This window comes from Streptosporangium sp. NPDC003464, from assembly GCF_053588315.1.
In genome coordinates this window covers 1-22,562 of record NZ_JBSFPS010000033.1, presented here as the reverse complement: position 1 = coordinate 22,562, position 22,562 = coordinate 1, and the positions used below count along the sequence as shown (strand labels likewise).

Here is a 22,562-nt window from a genome sequence, read left to right as displayed (position 1 = left end):
TGGGTGCCAAAGATCGTGGACCCGCAGGAGCGACGCCGGGCCGTCGTCGAGGCGGTGTTCCGGGTGGTGGAGCGTGACGGCCTGGAACAGGCGTCGCTACGTAACGTTGCCGCCGAGGCGGGACTGGCCATCGGCTCGGTCCGGCACTACTTCACCGCGCACTCCGAGCTGATGGTGTTCGCGATGAGGGCCATGAGCGAACGGGTGACAGGCCGGCTGGTCGCGCACGCCGACCGCCTGCTGGACGCGGACGCGCCCCTTACGCAGCACGAGCGGCGAGAGACGGCCATACGGATGCTCGCCGAGGTGCTGCCCCTGGACGGGGAGCGCCGGCGCGAGGCGGTGGTGTGGCTGGCCTTCGTCGCCGCCGCCCGCACCCGCCCCGAGCTGCGGCCTCACACCGACGAGCTCTACAACGGACTGCTCGCGCTGACCACCCGCGTCCTGGAAGGCGCCCGCCGTGCCGGTCGCCTGCGCTCGGACGCTGACATCGCCCTGGAGGCCCGCGGTCTGTGCGCGCTGCTCGATGGCATGTCCCTGCAGGCCGTGCTCCACCCCGGCAGCCTGGATCCCGAGACGATGCTCATGGTGCTACGCCGCCACCTCGCCGCCCTGACCACAGATCATGCCGCTGTCGCGGGGGCGAGGAACGGCGGAACGGCCCTTGGCCATGAGAACGATCCTTCCTCCCGTTGTGGTGATGAGCCGGCGACAGGATGAGGGGCCGCTGACGGGCGGATGCCATGCCGTCGTGATCGGCTCCAGCGGTGCGGCGCCCGGCAGCGCGACCATCAGGATGACGCCCATGACGAAGATCAGGATCGTCGCCGGGACCGGCGTGTGCGTGCGCGGGTCGACCCGCCGCATCAGCCGGTGGGCAGGGAGGCGCGAGTCTGTCCGCTGACCTCCGGGTACGGCTCTGCGCCCCTGGGCGGCCGTAGGCCGTCGAGAGCGGCCCCTGGCCGGAGGGTCCTGTCCCGCCGGTGCTGTCGGGGGGGCAGGCAGCCACTACCCGGACGCCACGACCTCGCCGGCCGTGACCTGCGGAGGGTTCGGAAACAGGGAGGCGAGATTCTCCCGCACGAAGTCCGCGGCCCTTCCGGTGGATTCCTCGGCCCCGGCTCGGTCCTCGAAGACGCTGGTGGAGAGCATCACCCCGTCGCCGGCGTCGACCCAGTAGTAGGCCACGAACCCGGGGACCTGGCGGATGAGCGGCACGAACTCCTCGCTCACCCGGCGTCCCGCCTCGGTGGGATCGGTTATCCCCTCGTATCGCCGTACCGTCGCGTACATAGCTGTCCTCCCCCTGGCCCCTGGGCCCAAGATCGCCCTATGCGGGACGACATACCCCCGCCGTGCGTCCTCTGACGCCAAGGGTCCGTAAACGAATGGCAGGACTCAGGATCACCGTGACGGGGTGACTCCGCTCCGGGTGCCGGCCGGGGCGACGAGGGCGGCAAGCGCCGACGGGGGCTCGCCTCTCCTCCGGGACGGCGGGCGCGGCGGAAGGGGCGGCGGGCATCGCCGGTGCGGTCGGGTGGTTCTCGGCCGTCCCTCGGGAGCGGATCATCGATAGCCGGGGTGGACCCCGGGGATGAGCTTCTGCTGGGCGGCGATGGCTTCGAGCAGCTCGGCGAGCTGGGCGCGCTGGGTGTGGTCCAGCGCGGCGCAGATGTCGTCCTCGTGCGCTGAGCCGAGCCGGCGCATCTCCGTCATGACGCGGGTGCCCTCCTCGGCCAGGTGCAGCGCGTAGTTACGGCGGTCCTGCGGGTTCCTCCGTCGTTCGACGAGTCCCTTGCGCTCCAGGTTGTCGATCAGTGCCACCACCCGGCTCGGCACGACCCCCATCTCCTCGGCCAGGGACTGCTGGCTGCGCCCGGGACGGGCGGCGATCATGCGCAGCAGCCCGACGTCGGCGGGGATCACCCCCAGTTCGCTGATCCGCTCCGCGAACCGTGCTGCGGCATGCGCTCCCACCTGCGAAAGCAGGAACGCCGTTCCCCTCGGCCGGGACCGCGCTGCGGGTCCGTCGGCGCCGGCCCATGGTGGTGTGCTCATGTCGTGATAGTAGTCCAGGTGTAATAGTTCTGTGCTATGAATAGTTCATCAAGGAGAACGGAGCTGGGACGTTGAACGAGGTTGGCGGACAACAGCCGCACTACCCGGACCTGGCGGGCAAGGTCGCGCTGGTCACCGGTGGCTCCCGGGGGATCGGGGCGGCGACCTGCCGGGCCTTGGCGGCGAACGGGGTCAAGGTCGCGGTGAACGGCCGCGATCGGGCCGCGGTCGACGCGGTGGTGGCCGGGATCGTGACAGCCGGGGGTACGGCGGTGGCGGCGCCCGGCGACGTCACCGACGAGGGCGCGGTACGGGGGATACGCGACACGGTGGAGCACGAGTTGGGGCCGGTGGAGGTCCTGGCGGCGTTCGCCGGGGGCCAGGGCGCTCCCACGCCGACCACCGAGCTGGGGGCCGATCGGTGGCGCGCGGTCATCGAGTCCGACCTGACGTCGGTCTACCTGACGGTGACCGCGTTCCTGCCAGGCATGATCGGCCGAGGGGGCGGGTCGATCATCACGATGTCCTCCACCGCGGGACGCCGGCCGAGCGGCGCGAACGCCGCGTACGCGGCCGCGAAGGCCGGCGTGGTGATGCTCACCGGGCACCTGGCCAACGAGGTCGGCCGGCATGGGGTCCGGGTCAACTGCCTGGCCCCCTCGGCGGTGCTCAACGACCGCATGCGGCGCTTCGTGTCCGCCGGGCAGCTGGAGGAGCTGGCCGCCGCCTACCCGCTGGGCCGCATCGGCCGGCCCGACGACGTCGCACAGGCCGTGCTGTATCTCGCCTCCGACGCGTCGTCCTGGGTGACCGGGGTGACGCTCGACCTGACCGGCGGGCGGGTGATCGCGTGACGGGCTCGGAGAACACCCGGCCCCAGAGGAACGCCGGGCCGCCGCTCGGGATCCTCGCCGTGGTCTTCACGGCGCTGTTCCTCGGCGGGATCGCCGTCAGCACGGCCATGGCGGGCGGTGCCACCTTCCCGTCGCCCTTCGGCTCCCCGGCCGAGATCCTCGCGTATTTCCACGACAACCAGGACGCCGTACGGGTGAGCGCGTTCCTGCAGTTCGCGGCCTCCGTGCCGATGGCGATCTACGCCGCCACCGCTTCCGTACGGCTGCGCGATCTCGGCATCCGCGCGCCGGGGGCCACCATCGCCCTGGCCGGCGGCCTGCTGGCCGCTGCCATGCTGGCCCTGTCCGCGCTGTTCGTGTGGACGGTGTCCCGGCCGGAGGTGCTTGCCGAGCCCGTCGTGGTCCGCGCGCTGCAGAACCTCGCGTTCGCCGCCGGCGGCACCGGACACGTCGTCTTCCTCGGGCTGCTCGTGGCGGGCATCGCCGTACCGGGATGGCTGGCCGGGCTGCTGCCGCGCCCGCTCGCGTTCGCCGGCCTGGCCGTCGCCGCCGTCGCGGAGCTGTCCACGCTGACATTGCTGGTCCCCGGGGCGGCTCTCCTGCTGCCCGTGGCCCGCTTCACGGCCCTGGCCTGGCTCATCGCCGTGGGCTTCCTGCTGCCCCGCACCCGTACCAAGAGGACCGCTCCGAGCCGCGATCGATCGAGCACGCCAGAAGATCGGAAGGAAGCCGCGTGAACACCGCACTGACCGAACGACTCATCCGGTTCCAGCACCCGCAGAAGGTCCTGGGCTATCTCGGCAGGCTCGACGACGACCGCGTCGCCGCCCTGTTCGGACTTGACGTCGGCTCCTACCGCCAGATGCGTCAAGCGCATGACGAGCAGGCGCGCCGCGCCGCGCTGGATCTGCTGGCCGAGCCCGGATTCGCGGAGAAGGTGGACCGGCTGCCCTTCCAGCCGGGCCGGCGTGTCGTGGCCGTCGGGGAGAGCACGACGGGCGACCTGCTGTCGTGGTTCGAGATCCTGCGCCACCTCGTCGAGCTGCGGCGTCCCGCCGACGACATCAGCCTCGTCAACATGGCGGTCACCGGCCAGACGACCACCCAGGCACTGGCCGCGCTGCCCGGCCTGTCCTTCCAGCGCCCGGACTGGGTGCTGTGCATGCTGGGCGCCAACGACGTCCAGCGTCTCGGGTCGGCCGACGGGCCGACCCTGGTCAGCCTCACCGAGACCGAACGCAACCTGCGCGCCCTGCGCGATCTCGCGGCGCGGCGCACCACGGCGCGATGGGTGTGGCTCACACCTCCCGGGGTGGACGAGGAGCGCGTCGCGGCCTACCAGCCCTTCCAGCAAGCGGGGATCACCTGGACCAATCGCGACATCGACGCGGTCGGGAAGATCCTGAACGCACTGCCCGACAGCACAGTCGACATCCGGTCCGTCATCGCCGGGCAGACGGCAGAGCCGTCCCATCTCGACGACGGGGTGCACCTGTCCCTCGCCGGCCAGCGGGCGCTGGCCGCCGCCCTGGTCGACGCGCTCGCCGGCGTGTCATGAAGCTGCTCGTCTTCGGCGCCACCGGGGGCACCGGTGCACGGCTGCTGACCCAGGCCCTCGACGCCGGGCACGATGTCACCGTCGTCGCCCGTGCCCCGGACGGGATCCCGGAGAAGGACCGTGCCCGATCGGCCGTCATCCGCGGGGACGTGTTGGAACCCCGGACGTGGAGCGCCGCGACCGGCGGTCACGACGCCGTCCTGTCCTGCCTGGGCAGCCGTGATCGTAAGCATCCCACCACCGTCTACTCCCAGGGCACGGCGAAGATCATCGAAGCGATGCGCAGCGCCGGGGTGCGGCGCCTGGTGTGCCTGTCCTCCGCGGGTCTGGAGATCCCTCCCGGCACGCCGCTGCCGCAGCGGCTCGTCACCAGATATCTCATCCAGCGTCTCTACCGTCACGGCTACGCCGACATGGCCACCATGGAGGGCATCGTCAGGGCCAGCACCCTCGACTGGACGGTCATCCGCCCGCCGATGCTCACCGATCGGCCGCTCACCGGCCGATATCGGGCGGCAGCGGGTCACCACCTGCCGGACCCGAAGAGCATCTCGCGGGCGGATCTCGCCCACTACATGCTCAGTCACATCGAGGATCGCGAGACCTGGGAGAAAATCGTGGAGATCTCCTCGTGAACCCCGGCCTGACGGTCGGCGAGGCGAAGACCCGCGGTAACCGCTCGCTCCCGGATGTCACCTCGACGCCCCGGTCAGCCCCCGGGACGCCTGCCGTACCTCGGACCGGCCCAGGCGGCTGGGCCACCAAGCCCGCGCGCCCAGATCCCGTACCAGCGCCGGGACCAGCAGGGACCGCACCACCAAGGTGTCGAGCAGGACGCCGAAGGCGACGATGAAGGCTGTCTGCACGAGGAAGGCGAGGGGGATCACCACCAGCGCGGCGAAGGTGGCGGCGAGCACGACGCCCGCCGAAGTGATCACCCCGCCGGTGGTGACCAGCCCGCGCAGCACGCCCTCCCGCGCCCCGTGGCGCGCGGTCTCCTCGCGCACCCTGGACATGAGGAAGATGTTGTAGTCCACACCCAGCGCGACCAGGAAGACGAAGCCGTACAGCGGCACGGACGCGTCGCTGCCGGTGAATCCGAGCACGTGCGTGAAGACCAGCGTGGAGACGCCGAGGGTGGCCAGGAAGTTCAGTGCCACGGTGACCACCAGGAGCACGGGCGTCACCAGCGAGCGCAGCAGGACGATCAGGATGAGCAGGATGATCGCCAGGACGACCGGGACGATGAGCAGCGTGTCGTTCTCGGCGGTCTCTGTCGTGTCGTACCGCTGGGCGCTGTATCCGCCGATCATGACGCCGTTCTCGGAGGCCAGCGCGGCGCGCAGGCGCTTGACCGTGTCCTGGGCGGCGTCGCTGTCCGGCGCGTCGCGCAACGTCGCCTCCACCAGCACGAGTCCATCGACGACCTTGGGGGCGTCGCCCGGCCGTCCGCTCCGGGTCACCGCCGAGGCGTCGGACACGCCCTCCACGCCGGCGGCCGCCTTCTCCACGGCCGCGGCCCGCCCGGCGGGGGCGACGATGACCGCGGGCTGCCCCGAGCCCCCGGGGAAGTGCTCGCTCAGCGTCGCCTGTGCCGCCACCGACGGCGCGTCGTTCACGAATGTCTCGTCCAGCGGCACCCCTCTGGCGTTCAGCTGCGGCACGAAGAGGGCGAGGCCGATGAGGGGCAGGACGGTCACGATCCAGAGGCGGCGCGGACGGCGGTCGACCAGGGCGGCCACCCGTCCCCAGATCCCGCGGGCCTTGGCGTCGGCCGGATGCGGTTTCGCCGGCCACAGGGCGGCGCGGCCCAGCAGGACGAGAACCGCGGGCAGGAAGGTGAGCGCGCTGAGGGCGGCGCACGCGATGCCGATGGCGCCCACCGGGCCGAGCGCGCGGTTGTTGGTCAGGCTGCTGAGCAGCAGCGCGAGCAGGGCCAGGGCCACCGTGGCGGCACTGGCGACGATCGGTTCGAACGAGCGCCGCAGCGCGACGCGGCCCGCGGCGAAGCGGTCGCCGGTCGTGGCCAGTTCCTCCCGGAAGCGGGCGGTCAGCAGCAACGCGTAGTCGGTGGCCGCGCCGATGACCAGGATGAACAGGATGCCCTGCACCTGGCCGTCGACCCGGACGACACCGCGGTCGGCCAGGAAGTACACCACGGCGCATGCCAGGCCCAGGGCGAAGACCGCGCCGACGATGATGACGAGAGGCAGCAGCACGCTCCGGTACACCGCCAGCAGAATGACGAACACGGTGATCAGCGCCACCCCGAGCAGCAGGCCGTCGATCCCGGCGAAAGCGCCGGACAGGTCGGCCCGGGTGGCCGCCGGCCCCGCCAGCTGAGCCCGCAGGCCGTCGACCGCCACCGCCGAGCCGATCCGGTCCAGGGTCTCCCCGAGCGAGTCCTCGACGTCGGGGCTGAGCTGGACCACGCCCTGCAGCGCCCGGCCGTCGTCCGATCCGAGGGCGGGTGTGGGCGTCCCGGCGACGCCCGCCGTGCCGCGCAGCGAGGCGAGCGTCCGGGTCGCCGCGGCGCTCTGCTCGGGAGTGATGTCCTTCCCGCCCGCGGTCCACACCACGATGAGCGGCTGTGTCTCACCCTGGCGGAAACCCTCCTGAACCTCCAGCACGCGCGTCGACTCCGCGCTCTGCGGCAGGAACGCGGCCTGGTCGTTGGTGGACACCTCGGTGAGCTTGCCGGCGAACGGCCCCAACCCTCCGCCGACGGCCAGCCAGACCAGCACCAGCAGCGTCGGGACGAGCCAGCGGATCGGTTGTCGCGCCATGAGATCGCCTTTCCGTGATGCCATATAACTCAATAATTGAGATACTCAATTGTTGAGTTAATGTAGCATGACGGCATGAACGGCGATAGCGAGGAGGGCGTCGACCTGCAGTCCTTCGCGGTACGACTGCGCCGGATGACCGCCGAGTTCAACCGCATCGCCCACGAGTTCGCCCACGAGCACGGGCTGCACACCACCGACGTCCAAGCCCTCATCAAGATCTTCGACGCTCCGTCGCCGATCACTCCCGGCCGGTTGCGGGAGGAGCTGAACCTCACGTCGGGTGCCATCACCGCCTGCCTCGACAGGCTGGAGCGGGCCGGGCACATCCGCCGGGTCCGCGACGCGCACGACCGGCGCGTGGTCCACCTGCACTACCTCGACGCGGCGAAGGAGTTCGCCGCCGCCTTCTTCCGCCCGCTCGGCCGTGGCACGGACAACGCCCTGCGGCGTTTCAGCCCGGAGGAGTTGCGCACCGTGGCCGCCTTTCTCGACGCGATGAACGAGGAACTCGACGTGTTGCGAGCCACGCCGCGTTCTCCCTGACCTTGCCTTCGAGCGGGCGGGCGGAACGGTTGCACACCGGCGTCGATTCCTCCCGTTCACCGCGTACCGCCCGCTCTCCGGTGACGGCGGCGTCCCGCGCCGCCTGCCCGGAGCGGCGGCCGGCGCCGCTCCGGGCAGGGCCGGCGTTCAGCTCGGGGTAAGGCGGATGTCGGCTCGGAGCAGGGCGGACGTTCGGCTCGGGGTGAGGCGGACGTTCAGCGGAACAGGTGGGCGTTCTCGGCCGCCCAGTCGTCGAAGCCGCGCGGCGGGCGGCCGATGATCTCGCGTACGGCCGGCCGCTGGTCGAGCGTCCACCGGGTGAGCTCGGCGAGCCGCGCGCCGTACTCCTCCAGGGCGTACAGCGTCACGTCGATGCCGCTGTCGGGCCAGCCGCGACGCCGCCAGGTCGCGCGGCTGTCGTCGGGCGTCACCTCGACGGCGGCGATGTCGCGGCCGATGGCTCTGGCGATGCTCGCCACGCGCGACCGGGTGCTGATCGGCAGTCCGACGGCCTCGAGAACGGTGCCGACATAGCCGTCGGCGCGGAGCGCCGCCACCGCGACAGCGGCGAGGTCGTCCTCGTGGACGAAGGGATAGTGGCCGCCGTCCAGGAAGGCCTCCCGCACGACGCGCTCGCCCCTGACCGTGTCCGGCCAGTCCGACCCCGTGGCCGGATAGGTGCCCTCGATCACCGCTCCCATCACCGCCGACGGGCGGATGTGCGTCCACTCCATCCCCGAGCGCTCGACGGCCCGCTCGACGGCCAGCCAGAACCACGTCTCCGGCGGATAGGCCTCCTCGTACTCCGGCCCGTGCGAGGACAGCACGACGATCCGCCGCACACCGGCACCCCGGGCGACCTCCAGCGCATCCCGCACCGTCGCCGGCACGGCTCCGGCGAGAAAGACGCCGTCAACGCCGGCGAAGACCTCGGCGCACTCCAGCGGCCGGGTGATGGACCCCTCGACGACCTCGGCCCCGCCGGGCCAGCCGTCCATCTGGCCGGGCTCGGCGAGGACGCGCACCCGATCCCCGGTCTCCAGCAGCTGCCGCGCCAGGCTCCGCCCGACGATCCCCGTGGGGCTGCTGCCCGCGTCCTTCCTGGCGCTGACGGCGGTCAGCAGGCGCAGACGGGCCTGCGACGCATCCGTGACCCGATTGATTCCACCCATGGCAAGGCCCTCCGACGTGAAGTGGAGATCTTGCGCCACCCCGGCGACCGGGGGAGGTTGCGGATCCGAGATCATCAACGCTACCAGCCCCGCGGTCCGGCGGAGGTGTCGGCGGCTCGGCTGCGCGGACGCCCCGGGACGGTCGTCGCGGGGCGTCCGCTCAGGTGATCTCCCTGGCCGAGACGCCGACCGGCCGGCTGCGGTCATCGGGTGCGACGGCCGCCCCGTCCGGGGGCCGGGAAGATCGCCGGATCCGCTACCGGTGGTCGCAGGCCACGGTGATGTTCTTCCACCGGAAGGTGAAGTCGGCTGTCGCCAGCAAGGACCTCAGCCTGACGACCAGGTGGCGGAGGACCCTCCGGATCTTCCTGATGAGCATCAGCAGGGCCAGGGCCGTGATGGAGAGCGTGAGGCAGTCGGGGTTGTCGGCCATTGTCTCCAGGACAAGGGACAGCGGGGCCTGTCGGTTCATGATGCCTCCTATCGGAGGCCGGGGCCGCCCTGCCCGCCTACAGTTCTCTCGTCACGCGCGCCAGGCGTGCGTACTGTAGCCGTGTTTGCTGATTCACGAGGCCGACCTCGGCCTGTTGAGTTGGTGTGGACGCCTTCGCCGGAGGGCTGTCCGGCGGTATCGGCGTCGGTATTCCGTCGTCGGGAATGGCGCGCAGGTTTCAAAGACATCTGATCGCTCGATGCCCCGCCGTGTCTGCTCGCTACCTGTCTGATCTCCGGGGCGTCCGCTGCCGCGTGGATCGTGGCAGCGTGATCGCCGTTTGGTGACGGACGGTGAGACTGATACGTCCGGTAACCAAATGATAGCTCTATGGATACTTGCTTTCTATAGGCAACCTGTCGGGAATCTAAGTTTCTCTCCGCCTCGCGAGTCGGCGACGAATTTCCAGCTCATTAGGTGTCTACTTGAGCCTCTAATCAGCCTCCAGCAATGAGAAAACGCGCCAAGTGACCCTCTTGGCGCGTTTTGTGGGATTTAAGGCTCTATGGAGCTTTTGTCAAAATTAATGGGGTCTCATCCCTGGTGAGGGCCAGGTCAGGGCGCCCGGTAGTAGGGGTCGGCGACCTCGCCCTCGCCCTTGTCCGCCGAGAAGCTGTAGACCTCGCGGCCCTGGATGAACACCCGCAACGCGCGGCTCATGACGTCGAGCGGGTCGCCCGACCAGATGACGACATCGCCGTCCAGCCCCGGCCTCAGCGCTCCGACCCGGTCGTCCAGGCCCATGATCCTGGCCGGGTTCAGCGTGATCGAGCGCAGCGCGTCCACGGGGTCCAGGCCCTCCTTGACCGCGAGCGTCGCCTGGTGCACGAGGAAGTGGATCGGCACGACCGGGTGGTCGGTGGTGATCGCCAGCTCGACGCCGGCACGGGCCAGGATGCCGGGATTGCGCAGCGACCGCTGGCGCAGCTCCACCTTCGACCTGCTGGTGAACAGCGGGCCGACGATCACCGGGATGTTCTTCTCGGCGAGCGTGTCGGCCAGCAGGTATCCCTCGGTGCCGTGATTGATCACCACGCGGTAGCCGAACTCGTCGGCCAGCCTGAGGGCGGTGGCGATGTCGTCGGCCCGGTGCGTGTGCTGGCACCACGGCAGCTCGCCGTCGAGCACCCGGACGAGGATCTCCAGCGTGCCGTCGCGGTCGAACGGCTTGCCCTCGGCCTCGGCGTGCTCCCGCTTGGCCCGGTAGTCCTGCGCCCTGGTGAACGCGTCACGGATCACCGCGGCCACGCCCTGCCGGGTGGAGGGCAGCTTCTTCTGGTCGCCGTAGACCCGCTTGGGGTTCTCGCCCAGCGCGCTCTTCACGCTCACCGGCTCACGGACCAGCATGTCGTCGACCGTACGGCCCCAGCACTTGACGGCGACCGTCTGCCCGCCGATGGGGTTGCCCGAACCGGGCTTGATGACGGCGGTGGTGACGCCGCCGGACAGGGCGTCGGCGAAGCCGAGGTCGGCCGGGTTGATCGCGTCGAGGGCGCGCAGCCGGGCGCCGTTGGGGTCGGTCATCTCGTTGGTGTCCTGGCCGGCCCAGCCCTCGGCCTCCTCGTGGACGCCGAGGTGGCCGTGTGCCTCCACGAAGCCGGGCAGCACCCACGAGCCGCCCGCGTCGACCGTCGTGACACCGGCGGGCACGCTGACCTCGGCGTCGGGACCGACCGCCACGATCTTGCCGTCCTGGATCAGGACGGTGCCGCCGTCGATCGGATCACCCTCCACCGGTACGACAAATCCACTGATGATGGCAATGTCCATGGAGGGAACCTACCGGCACCCCGTCCGGCCACCGGAGGGCGATCGCCCGTGAGGGGGCCTCACGCGTGCTCACGTCTCGGACCGGTGCCTCGGCCCCGAGTCTCGGACCCGCGCCTTGAACCTGCGCCTCGGACCCGTACCTCGTGCTCGCACTCCGTGCTCGCGCCGTCGCCGTTCCGTGTCCAGGTACACCGGTTACCGCATAACCGGTCCGCCGGGGCTGCACCACGGCCTGCCGTCGGGGCACCTGACCTTCATCGTGTGCCTGTCCGGCACGCTCGACGTGATCGCGATGCCCGACCGGGCCCGCCCACCGGTCTCCTCCGTCTCGATGGTCGCCGGACTGCACGACGCCCCGGCCCGATCACGGCCGGGGCGGGACGGTGGGCGGGACATCGGACGGCCGACGGCCTGCTCTGATCAGGTGGAAGCCGCGTGCCGCGATCACCACGGCGCCCGCCAGGGCAGCCGTCCCGAGCCAGACGTAGAGGGGCAGCCACAGGTAGGTGATCTGCTCCATGGTGCCGGCCCGGTTGTAGAGGAAGCCGAAGATCGAGGCGAGCGAGGCGAAGATCACCAAGGGGAGAGCGTACGGCGACAGCCGCAGGACGGCCCGCCACAGGGGGCGCCCCGCCCTCCGCCGGGCCCAGCGCCGTGAGCGGAGGGCGCCGCGCGCGCCGAGCGCGAGGGCGAGGATCGTGAGGCCCGCGAGAACGAGGTCGGCGGTCATGGTGAAGGGCGCGGTGGGTTCCGGGGTCCTGCCCTGGGCCAGGTCCACCAGGCCCCGCGCGATGAGCACGCTGTCGTCGTCGGGGCTCATCCCGGTGTTGGCGACGACGGCGACGCCGTAGCCTTCGTCGGGGACCAGGATCTGCACGGAGTTGTGGGTGAGCAGCCAGCCGCTGTGCTGGACCCACGTGGAGCCGTGCTCAGGACCGCCGCGCTGCCAGCCCATCCCGTAGGTGCCCCCCTTGGGAGGGGTCCACATGGTCTCGATGCTCCGGTCGGAGACGACCTGTCGGCCGTCGGCGGTCCGCCCCCCGCTGTTCTGTGTGATCAGCCAGCGGGACAGGTCGGTGGCCGTGGTGACGACGCCGTGGCCCCCGTTGGTGAACCAGCGGGGATGGGCGCGCGGGATCACCTGGCCGTAGGCGCGGATGTATCCCCTGGCGGCGCCCGGCATCTCCGCGGTGCTGTCGACGGTGGTGGTGTCCGCCATGCCGATCGGCCTGAACACCTCGGCGGACATGTATTCGGCGAACGGGACCCCGGCCACGACCTCGACCAGCCGCGCCGCGACGAAGTAGTTGGGGTTGTGGTAGCTCATCCTGGTCCCCGGTGCGGTGGCCAGCTCCGCGCCGCGCATCCGGGCGACGGCGCCGGTCAGCGTGTCCGACTGCGGCAGGGTCAGGTCGGGGAAGGCGGAGTCGGCCATGCCGGAGGTCTGGTTCAGCAGCTGCCGTACGGTGATCCTGGCGGCCCGCGGGTCGGCCAGCCGGAACTCGGGCAGATACCGGCGGACCGGCGCGTCCAGGTCCACCCTGCCCGCCTCGACCAGTTGCATGACGGCCAGGGCGGTGAAGGACTTGGAGAGCGAGGCCACCGGCATCGGCGTCCGCGCCGTGACGGCCCTGCCGTCCGCGCCGTGCCCGTAACCGGCGGCACGTACGACCTGGTCGCCCCTGGTGACCGCGACCACGGCACCGGGGAGGCCGGTCCGCCGCAGATAGTCGTTCACGTAACGGTCGACGGCAGCCGCGTCGAGGGCGCCGCCGGGCGGGGCGGCGGCCGCGGCGGGGGTCAGGGCCGTCGGTATCAGGACCGCGGCCACCAGTCCGGCACATGCCACCAGCTTCTTCACGATGCACTCCGTCACTGCTCCGTATGGGACTCCGAGGACCATACGGAGCAGTGGAGGGCGGCCGTATCGCACGATCGGCGCCGCCCACCCCTGACTTTCGTCAGGGGTGGGCGGCGAGGGGGCGGCCGGCCGTGACCGTCATCCGGCGGCGCGGCGCCCCGCGGTCATGCGGTGGTTCCCGCGTCAGTGACGGTGCCCGCGGTCACGTGAAGGTGACTCGGCGGTCATGCGGTGGCGTCCCGCGGTCGTGCGGCCGTCAGCCGTGCTGGCCTCCGTCGCCGTTGCTGGGCCGGCCCCAGGGGCCGGTGATCGCGAACACGTAGCCCGGGGACTGGATGTTGGCGAACAGGATCCTCCCGTCCGCGCTGAAGGTCGGGCCGGTGAACTCGCTGTCGTTGAGCTCGTTGCGGGCCATCGGGTAGGCCTTCCCCTGCTTGGTGACGCCGACCAGGTGCGAGAGGCCCTCGCCGTCCTCGGCCAGGATGATCCCGCCGTACGGGGAGACCGTGATGTTGTCCGGGCCGTCGTAGTCGGTGTCCTGCTCGGGGTCCGGGTTGACTCCGAAGATGGTCCTGAGGGTGACCGTCTCCGACCTGGGGTCGTAGAACCACACCTGCCCGTCGTGCTCGTTGACGCTGCCGTCGTCGGTGCGGGCGTAGCTGGAGACGAAGTAGGCGCCGCCGTCGGCCCACCAGGCGCCCTCAAGCTTGCGGCTGCGGGTGACCTGGCCGTCGGCGAACTGCTTGCGCACCGAGACCGTCGCGGCGTCGCGGTCCGGCACGTCGATCCACTCCACCCTGTAGCGGGTGCCCGGCTGGGTGGCCTCGGACAGGTCGGCGATGTGCCTGCTCCCCTTGAAGCAGCTCATGGCCTGCAGGGTGCCAGCGGTGTCGCCGCCCTCACCGAGCGCGAGCGCCCGGAGCGCGCCCTTGCCGCCCCGGAAGTGCCTGGGCGGGGTCCAGCGGAAGTACAGGCCGTTCGGCCCGCCCGCGTCCTCGGTCTCGTAGATCGCGGAGGTGTGCGGGTCGACCGCGACGGCCTCGTGCGAGAACCTGCCCAGGAACTTCAGCGGGACCGGGTCGAGGTTGGCGTCGCGGTCGAACGGGTCCACCTCGAAGACGTACCCGTGGTTCTTCTGGAAGACCCCGCCGGCGCGCTGCTCGGTCTCCTCGCACGTCAGCCAGGTGCTCCAGGGGGTGATGCCGCCCGCGCAGTTGTTGTGCGTGCCGGCCACGCTGACGTACTCGCGGATCCGGTTCCCCTGGCCGTCGACCTCGATGTTGGTGGTGCCGCCGCGTGCGCCGGGGTCGTAGGTCAGGCCCGGCAGGGCCGGCACGGGGTAGGGCTCGTTCCCGCCGATCTCGTGGTTGTTGACCAGGACGGAGCCGTTGCTTCCCCGGAAGAACCCGGTGCCGTCGGCGTCGCTCGGAGTCGGCTCGCCCGTCTCCAGGAGCGTCTTGCCGGCCTGGGCGACGATCTTGTAGGAGAAGCCGCGCGGCAGCGCGAGCAGGCCGGCCGGGTCGGCGACGACGGGGCCGTAACCCACCGCCTTGAGGCCGGCCTGGGCGGTCTGGGCGGCGGCGGGACCGGCGATGGCGTCGACGCTGCCGATGATGGCGATGCCCAGGCCACCCGCGGCCCCGGAACGTAGCAGGTCGCGGCGCGAGATCGGGGGAGTCATAGAAGTACCTTTTTCATCCATTTTGGTAGGTATGACGGGACTCAAGTCCCCCAGGCTGAACGCTTCTTTCCCCGATGCGGTCACCGGGGTGAACGGACGGCGAACGATCGGCCGCGGCGCCGGACGGCGCCCCGTGGGCCATCGGTCCGGCGCGTGGCGGGCTCCCCGCTCCGGCGGCGGTGGGCTCCCCGCGCCGCGGCGACCTCCGTCGACCTTGACCGCGGCCAGGGAGACCTCCGTCGACCTTGACCGTGGCCGGGGTGATACGCGGGGACCCTGCTCCCGACACCCTTCTCGGCGCGCCGGGAGAAAACGATGTTTTCGTGATCATAAAGAGACCGGGAGCGGGTGGGGCGCGGGGTGCGGACCCGGCTTGACCGGATTCTCCGTGGCGTTCTTGATACGGGCGGCGTTAACGCGAATTCGGTGAGTTATCAGGCTCGGGCATTGCCTCTCATATCAGGTCATATCGCGCCTGTGAACATTGGTCAGGCCCGCGGGTCGAGGGCGAACAGCCGGACCAGCTCGTCGAGGCGGTAGTGGAACTGCCCGGCCTGGCCGTTGTCGACCACCGAGGCGGAGCGGGTCTCGACCAGGGCGCCGAGGTGCCGCCCGGCGGAGTCGTGGTCCAGGCCGCAGACGGCGGCGACGGTGCCGATCGTGAAGTCGACGGGCCCCAGCCGGGCCAGCCGGGCCAGCGTCTGCTGGACCTCCTCGTTCATCCGCGAGTAGCTGTGCCGCAGGCCGTCCCGTACGGCCAGGTCCGCGACGCTCAGCTCGTCCAGGCGGCCACGCTCGTCACGGAGCAGGGCGGCGAGGGCGGCGAGCGGCCAGCGCGGGCGGGCGGCGAGCCGGGCGCCGCAGATGCGCACCGCCAGGGGCAGCCCGCCGCAGAGCCGGACCAGCTCGGCCGCGGCGTCGGGCTCGGCGATGACCCGTTCGTGCCCGGCGACGGCCGCCAGGAGCTGGATGGCGTGGTCGGTGTCGAACCCGTCGAGATCCACGAACTTGGCGCCGCTGACGCCCACCAGCCGGGACCGGCTGGTGACCAGGACCGAGCACGCCGAGGAGGCGGGGAGCAGCGGCCTCACCTGCGCCTCTCCCACGGCGTCGTCCAGCACGACCAGGATGCGGCGGCCGTTCATGAGGCTGCGGTACAGGGCCATGCGCTCGGCCAGGTCGTCCGGGACGGCGGCCTTGCCGACCCCGAGCGCCCGCAGGAACCGTCCGAGCACGCGGGCCGGGGACTCGGGAGCGTTCCCGGTGCCGCGCAGGTCGGCGTAGAGCTGGCCGTCCATGTACATCGGCGCCAGCCGGTGCGCGACGTGCACGGCCAGGGTGGTCTTGCCGGCCCCGGCCGGGCCGGTGACGCCCGCGATCAGCGGGGCCGGCCACGCCGGGTCGTTCAGCAGCCCGCCCAGGTGGTCGAGGAGCACGGCGATCGCCTTGTCTCGCCCCAGGAAGTCGGCGGTGTCGGCGGGGACCTGGTGAGGCACGATCGTGCGTCCCCATCCCGTGCCGTGGACCCGTTCGAACCCGCCGAGCGGGTCCTGGTCGAGCACGGTGAGGTAGGCGCGCTGGGCGTCCGCGCTGGGCGCGACGCCCAGCTCGTCGGCGAGCCGGGATCTCAGCCGCTCGTACTCCATGAGCGCCTCGGCGGGCCGGCCGCAGGCGGCGTACAGCTCGATCAGGCGTGTGTGCAGCGGCTCGTCGAACGGCCGGGCCCGGGCCAGGGCGCGGGTCCTGGGCAGCAGCAGCTCGGGGGCCTGGACCGAGATGGCGAGCGCGGCCAGCCGCTGCAGGCACATGGCGTGGTCGTCGTCCAGGGCCCGTACCGCAGGGTCCTCCCGCACCCCGTCGGGGGCGCCGTCCAGCACGGAGCCGTGCCACTGTTCGAGCGCGCCCATCAGGGAGGACAGGCGCTGGTGGGGATCGAGGCCGGCGGTGTCGGAGTCGGCGGCCAGCGCGGCGCGGAACCGGGCGGCGTCGATGAACCGGGGCGGCAGCCGCAGCCGGTAGCCGCTGTCGACGTGCTCGATGGAGGCGACCGCGCCGGCCTTGTCGCGCAGCCAGGAGCGCAGCCGCGACACGGCGGTGCGCAGGGCGATCGTGCTGCCCGAGCCGTGGCCCCACACCTGCTCCAGCAGCCGTCTCTCGGCGACGACCTCGCCGTTGTGCAGCAGCAGCACGGCCAGCAGCATGCGGGGGTGCCGTGCCGGCAGCGCCACCGTGATCCCGTCCCGGCAGACCCGGAACGGTCCGAGAATCTGGAAGTCGTAGGTGGGAACAGCCCTGTCGACGATCATGCCTGTTCCTCCGCCTGGGCCCCTCACGCTCCGTTGCGGAAGGACACCCCTAAGCCGCATTTACCTCGTTTGCGGACATAGCAATCTTACGGCTAATGATCGGCAATGTCCGGCCTTTAACGTTCCATGTGGCAGATGCCGCAAGTCGTACCTAACGGCGTAACACGGGGTAACGGCGGATCCAGATGGTGAACAACATGCGGGAATTCCGGTAATGCAACAGATGGTAGTCGGCCGATTCCTCGACGTCGTTAACAGCAATTCTGACCGCGTTGCGGTGTATTCGGTTGATGCTTCAATCACTTACGGTGAGCTCGCCGCCGCGGCCGGTGGGATCCAACGCCTCGTCACCGAGGCCGGCGGCCGTCCGGGAGGGCGGGTCGGCCTCCTGACCGGTCACGACGCGACGGTCATCGCCGCCATCCTGGGGACCCTGCTCTCCGGCTGCGTCTACGTCCCGCTGGACCCCTCGTATCCGGTGCCGCGGCTGGCGTACATGGTCGACGACGCCGATGTGAGCGTGCTGGTCACCACCCGCAGGCACGAGGCGCTCGCCCGTACCCTCCTCGGCGAGCGGTCCTGCGCCGTGGTCCTCGTCGAGGACGCGACCCCGGCGGCGCCGGTGGCCCCCGAGACGGTCGAGCCGGACAGCGTGGCCTACCTGCGCTACACCTCCGGATCCACCGGCGTGCCCAAGGGGGTGGCCCAGAGCCACCGGAACCTGGCGCACTGCGTCGGCAACCAGATCGAGAGCCTGTCGATCACCTCCGAGGACCGGCTCAGCCTGCTCGCCTCGGTCAGCTTCGACGCCTCCATCCCGGACATCTACCCCGCGCTGCTGAGCGGCGCGGCCGTGGTGCCGATCGACGTCCGCGCGCTCGGGCCGGGCGAGCTGGTGCGCCGCCTGGCCGACCTGGGCGTGACCGTCTACCACTCCACCCCGACGCTCTACCGCTACGTGCTCGACGCGCTGGGGCCCGCCGGCCGGCTGCCCTCGGTCCGCGCCGTGCTGCTCGGCGGCGAGCGGGTGACCGGCTCCGACGTGGCCGCCGGCCGGGGACGTTTCGCCGACCGCTGCCAGTTCGTCAACGGGTACGGGGCCACCGAGGCCACCTTCGTGGCCCACCACCGGATCTCCTTCGACCCCTCGGAGGCCGGGCCGGAGCCGGGCCCCCTGGTGCCGATCGGCCGTGCGCTGCCGGGCTACGAGGTGGTCCTGCTGGACGCCGACGGCGGCGAGGGCGAGATCGCCATCCGCAGCCCGTACCTGGCCCTGGGATATTGGCGGGACCCCGAGCGCACCGCCGCGCGATTCACCACCGACGGCGACGGCAGGCGGGTCTACCGCACCGGAGACCTGGGACGCGAGCTGCCCGACGGCACGCTGGTCTGCCTGGGCAGACTGGACCGGCAGATCAAGGTGCGCGGGTTCCGCGTCGAGCCGGCCGAGGTGGAGACGCACCTGGCCGGACAGCCCGGGGTGGCCAGGGCCGTGGTCACGCTCGCCGGGGACCGGCTCGTCGCCCATGTACAGCCCGCCCCCGGCGCCGTGCTCGATCCGGCCGCGATGCGGCGGAGCGCCGCCGAGGTCCTCCCGGACTACCTGGTCCCCGCGGCGATCATGGTGCTCGACGCGCTGCCGCTCACCCCGACCGGCAAGGTGGACGCCCGGGCCCTGCCCGCTCCGGGCCCCGTCCGCGACGGCGAGCGGCCGGCCACCCCCGCCGAGGCCACCGTGCACGACGCCTGGTGCGAGGTGCTCGGCGTGGCGCGGATCGGCGTGACCGAGCCGTTCTTCGACGCCGGCGGCCACTCCCTGCTCCTGGGACGGCTCCAGCAGCGCCTGTCCGAGACGTTCGGGACTCCGGTGCCGATGGTGACGCTGTTCGAGCACACCACGGTGCGGGCCCAGGCCCGGGCCCTGTCCGCCCCGGCCGACACGCCGCCCCCGCCGCCGCCGGCCGCGGTCCCCTCCGCCGCCGCCGGCTTCGACGACCTCGACGACCTCGACGGCCACATCGCGGTGGTCGGCCTGGCCTGCCGCTTCCCCGGCGCTCCCGACCCGGCCGCGTTCTGGTCCGTGCTGTCCGACGGAGTGGACGCCATCTGGGACTACCCGGAATCGGAGCTGCGCGAGCTGGGCGTCGGGGCGGGGCTGCTGGCCGACCCCGCGCACGTGAGGGCCGGCGGGAAGCTGGACGGGGTGGCGGACTTCGACGCCGAGTTCTTCGGGTTCACCGCCGAGGAGGCCGCCCGCACCGATCCGCAGCACCGCCTGTTCCTGGAGACGGCCTGGGAGGCCCTGGAGGACGCGGGATACGACCCGGGCCGCTTCGACGGCCAGATCGGCGTGTACGCCTCCACCTCGGCCAACCGCTACTTCCTGTTCCACCTGTTCGGCAACCCCGCCGCCGGCGCCCCGGACGACCCCGACGACTGGGAGGGGCGGCTCCTGCCCCACCAGCGCGCCGACCACCTGCCCGGGCAGGTCGCCTACCGGCTCGGGCTGACCGGACCGGCGGTCGCGGTGCAGACCGCCTGCTCCAGCTCCCTGGTTGCGGTGTGCATGGCCGCCCAGAACCTCGCCGACCACCGCTGCGACCTCGCGCTCGCGGGCGGGGTCAGCGTCACCTGGCCCCGCTACCGGCACACCCCCGGCGGGATGGTCTCCCCGGACGGGCGGTGCCGCGCCTTCGACGCCGCGGCCAACGGCTCGGGATTCTCCAGCGGGAGCGGCGTGGTGGCGCTCAAGCGGCTCGCCGACGCCATGGCCGACGGCGACCACGTGTACGCCGTGATCCCCGGCTGGGCGGTCGGCAACGACGGCGCCGCCCGGGCCGGCTTCGCCGTACCGGGTCTGAGCGGTCAGGTGGCCGCGGTGACCGAGGCCCTCGGCGACGCGGGGATCTCCCCCGACGAGATCGGCATGGTGGAGGCGCACGGCAGCGGCACGCCGCTGGGCGACGCCATCGAGGTGGAGGCGCTGACCCGGGCCTTCCGGGCGGCCGGCGCGCGGGACACCGGTCACTGCGCGCTGGGCGCGGTCAAGACCAACATCGGCCACACCGACGCCGCCTCCGGGATCGCGGGGTTCATCAAGGCGGTCCTGTCGGTACGGCACGGGCAGATCCCCGGCAACCTGCACCTCGACTCCCCCAACCCGCAGCTCGACCTGGAGCGCGGGCCGTTCTACCTGCCTGCCAAGACGGTGCACTGGCCCGAGGGCCGCCGGCGGGTGGCCGGGGTCAGCGCGATCGGCATCGGCGGCACCGGGGCCCACGTCCTGGTGTCCGAGGCGCCGCAGCCGCAGGCCACGGTGCCCGCCTCCGGGGGCCGGTATCTGCTCCCGATCTCCGCCCGCTCTCCCGAGGCCCTCCGCGCCGCGATCGTACGGCTGCGCGAGCATCTCGCCGCCAACCCGCACCTGTCACCGGCCGACGTGGCGCACACCCTGACGGCCGGACGCCGTTCCTTCGCCCACCGGGCCGTCGTGGAGTGCGGCAGCCTCGCCGAGGCGATCGCGGCCCTCGACCCCGACCGGCTGATGTCCCAGGCCGGCGCGCCGGAGGCGCTGCCTTCCGGCTCCGCCGTCCCAGGGCGGCGGGTACCGCTGCCGACCTATCCCTTCCAACGACAGCGCTACTGGATCGACCCGCCGGGAGGCACCCGATGACCACCCTGACGGCCCGCTGGTTCCGGTGCGCGCGGCCCCTGCCGCACGCGCCGCTCCGGCTGTTCTGCCTGCCGTACGCCGGCGCGGGCGCGGGCGTGTTCCACCCCTGGCCGGCCGCCCTCGCCCCCGACGTGGAGGTGGTGGGCGTCCAGCTACCGGGCAGGGAGAACCGGATCGTCGAGCCGCCCGAGATCGACCTGGCCGAGCTGGCCGACGCGGTCGCCGACGCCGTGACCGCCGACAGCCGCCCCTACGCGCTGTACGGGCACTCGCTGGGCGCGCGGCTGGCGTTCGAGGTGACCCGGCGGCTGGACCGTGCCGACGCGCCGCTGCCGGTCCGGCTGTATGTGGGCGCCGCCCGCGCACCGCATCTGCACGCCTCCGCCGACACCTTCGACGGGCTCTCCCGCGTCTCCGACGACGAGCTGGTGACCCGGGTGGTGGCCGGGGGCGGTGTGCCCGAGGCGGTCGCCGCCGAGCCGGAACTGCTGGAGCTGCTGCTGCCGACGCTGCGGGCGGACTTCGCCTGGCTGGACGACTACGTCTACCAGCCCGGACCGGCGCTGCCGGTGCCGATCACGGCCTTCGCCGGCACGCTCGACCGGGCCGTCTCGATGGAGCAGGTGGCCGCCTGGGAGCAGCACACCGCCGCGGGCTTCGCCCTGCACCGCCTCGACGGCGGTCACTTCTTCCTCCAGGACAGGCTGGCCGACCTGACCACCCTGCTGTCGGCGGACCTCAGGGCCGCGGGCGGTGGGCTGTGACGAAGGTGAGACTGGGAGACAGCGGCTGGTCGGTGTGGCCGGACGCGTTGCTGCGCACGACGGGGTTCCCCGCCGACGGGTTGGACGCCTTCGCGGCGCCCGCGGCCGCCGCCGCGGCCGACGACCTGCTCGCCGGTAACGGTGACGCGGAGATGTTCGACAAGACGCTGGCCGAGGCGGTCGCGGCGGGGGCTCGCAAGATCTGTGAGATCGCCGCTGATCCGCTGTTCCGTGAGGCGGTGACCTGGCAGAACCCGGGTGTGCTGGTCGCCTTGGACGGCTTGGTGGCCGGTGGTCCGGAGGCGAGCCGTAACGTGCGGCGCCGGGACCGGGAGCGGGCGGTGATCCGTTACTGGCAGCGTTACTGCGCCAAGAACGAGACCATCGGGTTCTTCGGCCCGGTCTGCTGGATCGACGTCGAGCGGTCCGAACAGGCGCTGAGCGTCCGGACCGGCCCGGGCCTGCTCCGCCACCGACGGGTGTTCTTCGAGGGCTGGGCGATGACCGCCTACGCCGATCACCTGGCCGGCGATCCGCTGGTCCGCCGCTGGTGGCCGCCGGCGCTGCTGCCGCATCTCACCGTGCAGGAGCGGTCGCTGCTGCGACCGATGCAGCCGCCGCTGGCGCTGTCGCCGGTGGAGGCGGCGGTGCTGGCCCGCTGTGACGGGCGCACCCCGGCGGTGGAGATCGTCACGGAGTTGGACCGGCCGGAGGACGGCTACCTGCTGCTGGAGCGGCTGGTCGAGCGGGAGTTGATCACCTGGGACGCGGCGCTGCCGATCGGCCGCGACGCCGAGCAGGCACTGCGTGAGCGGATCGCCTCGATCGGGGACACCGAACTGCGCGGACACGCCGCGGCGGGGCTGGCGCGGTTGTGCGCGGCCCGTGACGCGGTGGCCGCCGCCGCGGGTGATCCGGCGGGGTTGAAGGAGGCGCTGGCTGGGTTGGACGCGGAGTTCACCGCGGTCACCGGTGCCGCGCCGCGGCGGCGGGACGGGCAGATGTACGCCGGTCGCACGCTGTGTTACGAGGACACCACC

General features: G+C 72.0%; 18 protein-coding genes. 9 read left to right on the top strand and 9 right to left on the bottom strand.

Annotated features, from left to right (window positions below; translation table 11 throughout):
• Positions 1 to 3 precede the first annotated feature (3 nt).
• The gene (locus ACWDS7_RS10430) at positions 4 to 720 is read left to right on the top strand and encodes a TetR/AcrR family transcriptional regulator (protein ID WP_451929018.1); all 717 of its coding nucleotides are present in this window, start codon (positions 4 to 6) and stop codon (positions 718 to 720) included.
• 288 nt (positions 721 to 1,008) lie between these two features.
• On the opposite strand, the gene ACWDS7_RS10425 is transcribed toward ACWDS7_RS10430, so the two are convergent.
• Together ACWDS7_RS10425 and ACWDS7_RS10420 are read right to left on the bottom strand one after the other, a co-directional pair.
• Positions 1,009 to 1,293, bottom strand: a complete 285-nt coding sequence (locus ACWDS7_RS10425; RefSeq protein ID WP_451929017.1) for a hypothetical protein — start codon at positions 1,291 to 1,293, stop codon at positions 1,009 to 1,011.
• Between the two features lie 273 nt (positions 1,294 to 1,566).
• Entirely contained in the window at positions 1,567 to 2,058 is a 492-nt protein-coding gene (locus ACWDS7_RS10420; RefSeq protein ID WP_306862511.1) for a MarR family winged helix-turn-helix transcriptional regulator, read from the bottom strand.
• 71 nt (positions 2,059 to 2,129) lie between these two features.
• On the opposite strand from ACWDS7_RS10420, the gene ACWDS7_RS10415 reads away from it, so the two are divergent.
• The 4 genes from ACWDS7_RS10415 to ACWDS7_RS10400 are packed head-to-tail and all read left to right on the top strand — an operon-like array spanning position 2,130 to position 5,105.
• Complete coding sequence (locus tag ACWDS7_RS10415) at positions 2,130 to 2,912, top strand: SDR family NAD(P)-dependent oxidoreductase (RefSeq protein ID WP_451929016.1); 783 nt, start codon at positions 2,130 to 2,132, stop codon at positions 2,910 to 2,912.
• On the top strand, positions 2,909 to 3,649 hold the full coding sequence (locus ACWDS7_RS10410; RefSeq protein ID WP_451929015.1) for a hypothetical protein: 741 nt from the start codon (positions 2,909 to 2,911) through the stop codon (positions 3,647 to 3,649). The genes ACWDS7_RS10415 and ACWDS7_RS10410 overlap by 4 nt, the downstream gene beginning before the upstream one ends.
• Positions 3,646 to 4,470: an SGNH/GDSL hydrolase family protein gene (locus ACWDS7_RS10405; protein WP_306862520.1), complete on the top strand. Its 825-nt coding sequence runs from the start codon at positions 3,646 to 3,648 to the stop codon at positions 4,468 to 4,470. Before ACWDS7_RS10410 ends, ACWDS7_RS10405 begins: the two co-directional genes overlap by 4 nt.
• Positions 4,467 to 5,105 carry an NAD(P)-dependent oxidoreductase gene (locus ACWDS7_RS10400; protein WP_451929014.1) on the top strand — a complete coding sequence of 213 codons (639 nt, stop codon included), beginning with the start codon at positions 4,467 to 4,469 and terminating at the stop codon, positions 5,103 to 5,105. Before ACWDS7_RS10405 ends, ACWDS7_RS10400 begins: the two co-directional genes overlap by 4 nt.
• A 57-nt stretch (positions 5,106 to 5,162) precedes the next feature.
• Here ACWDS7_RS10400 and ACWDS7_RS10395 read toward each other — a convergent pair whose 3' ends face one another.
• Positions 5,163 to 7,256 (bottom strand): MMPL family transporter, encoded by a 2,094-nt coding sequence (locus tag ACWDS7_RS10395; protein WP_451929013.1) that lies wholly within the window; start codon positions 7,254 to 7,256, stop codon positions 5,163 to 5,165.
• 75 nt (positions 7,257 to 7,331) lie between these two features.
• Between ACWDS7_RS10395 and ACWDS7_RS10390 the strand changes: the two genes are divergently transcribed.
• Positions 7,332 to 7,802: a MarR family winged helix-turn-helix transcriptional regulator gene (locus ACWDS7_RS10390; RefSeq protein WP_306862527.1), complete on the top strand. Its 471-nt coding sequence runs from the start codon at positions 7,332 to 7,334 to the stop codon at positions 7,800 to 7,802.
• A 215-nt stretch (positions 7,803 to 8,017) separates the two neighbouring features.
• Here ACWDS7_RS10390 and ACWDS7_RS10385 read toward each other — a convergent pair whose 3' ends face one another.
• The 6 genes from ACWDS7_RS10385 to ACWDS7_RS10360 form a co-directional block, all read right to left on the bottom strand.
• Positions 8,018 to 8,974: an NAD(P)H-binding protein gene (locus ACWDS7_RS10385; RefSeq protein ID WP_451929012.1), complete on the bottom strand. Its 957-nt coding sequence runs from the start codon at positions 8,972 to 8,974 to the stop codon at positions 8,018 to 8,020.
• Positions 8,975 to 9,230: 256 nt separating this feature from the next.
• Complete coding sequence (locus ACWDS7_RS10380; RefSeq protein ID WP_306862532.1) at positions 9,231 to 9,446, bottom strand: hypothetical protein; 216 nt, start codon at positions 9,444 to 9,446, stop codon at positions 9,231 to 9,233.
• Positions 9,447 to 10,022: 576 nt separating this feature from the next.
• Positions 10,023 to 11,237, bottom strand: coding sequence for an amidohydrolase (locus ACWDS7_RS10375; RefSeq protein WP_451929011.1), 1,215 nt, complete (start codon positions 11,235 to 11,237; stop codon positions 10,023 to 10,025).
• Positions 11,238 to 11,601: 364 nt separating this feature from the next.
• The gene (locus ACWDS7_RS10370) at positions 11,602 to 13,098 is read right to left on the bottom strand and encodes a serine hydrolase domain-containing protein (protein ID WP_451929010.1); all 1,497 of its coding nucleotides are present in this window, start codon (positions 13,096 to 13,098) and stop codon (positions 11,602 to 11,604) included.
• Between the two features lie 256 nt (positions 13,099 to 13,354).
• Positions 13,355 to 14,779, bottom strand: a complete 1,425-nt coding sequence (locus tag ACWDS7_RS10365) for an alkaline phosphatase PhoX (RefSeq protein WP_451929009.1) — start codon at positions 14,777 to 14,779, stop codon at positions 13,355 to 13,357.
• 488 nt (positions 14,780 to 15,267) lie between these two features.
• Positions 15,268 to 17,085: a BTAD domain-containing putative transcriptional regulator gene (locus tag ACWDS7_RS10360; protein WP_451929008.1), complete on the bottom strand. Its 1,818-nt coding sequence runs from the start codon at positions 17,083 to 17,085 to the stop codon at positions 15,268 to 15,270.
• Positions 17,086 to 17,299: 214 nt separating this feature from the next.
• Here ACWDS7_RS10360 and ACWDS7_RS10355 point away from each other — a divergent pair, with 214 nt between their 5' ends.
• The 3 genes from ACWDS7_RS10355 to ACWDS7_RS10345 form a co-directional block, all read left to right on the top strand.
• Positions 17,300 to 20,758, top strand: a complete 3,459-nt coding sequence (locus ACWDS7_RS10355; protein ID WP_451929007.1) for an amino acid adenylation domain-containing protein — start codon at positions 17,300 to 17,302, stop codon at positions 20,756 to 20,758.
• Positions 20,755 to 21,522, top strand: a complete 768-nt coding sequence (locus ACWDS7_RS10350) for a thioesterase II family protein (protein WP_306862556.1) — start codon at positions 20,755 to 20,757, stop codon at positions 21,520 to 21,522. Before ACWDS7_RS10355 ends, ACWDS7_RS10350 begins: the two co-directional genes overlap by 4 nt.
• Positions 21,519 to 22,562, top strand: a 1,044-nt coding sequence (locus ACWDS7_RS10345; protein WP_451929006.1) for a lantibiotic dehydratase, incomplete at its 3' end; no start/stop codon positions are given. The genes ACWDS7_RS10350 and ACWDS7_RS10345, both read left to right, overlap by 4 nt.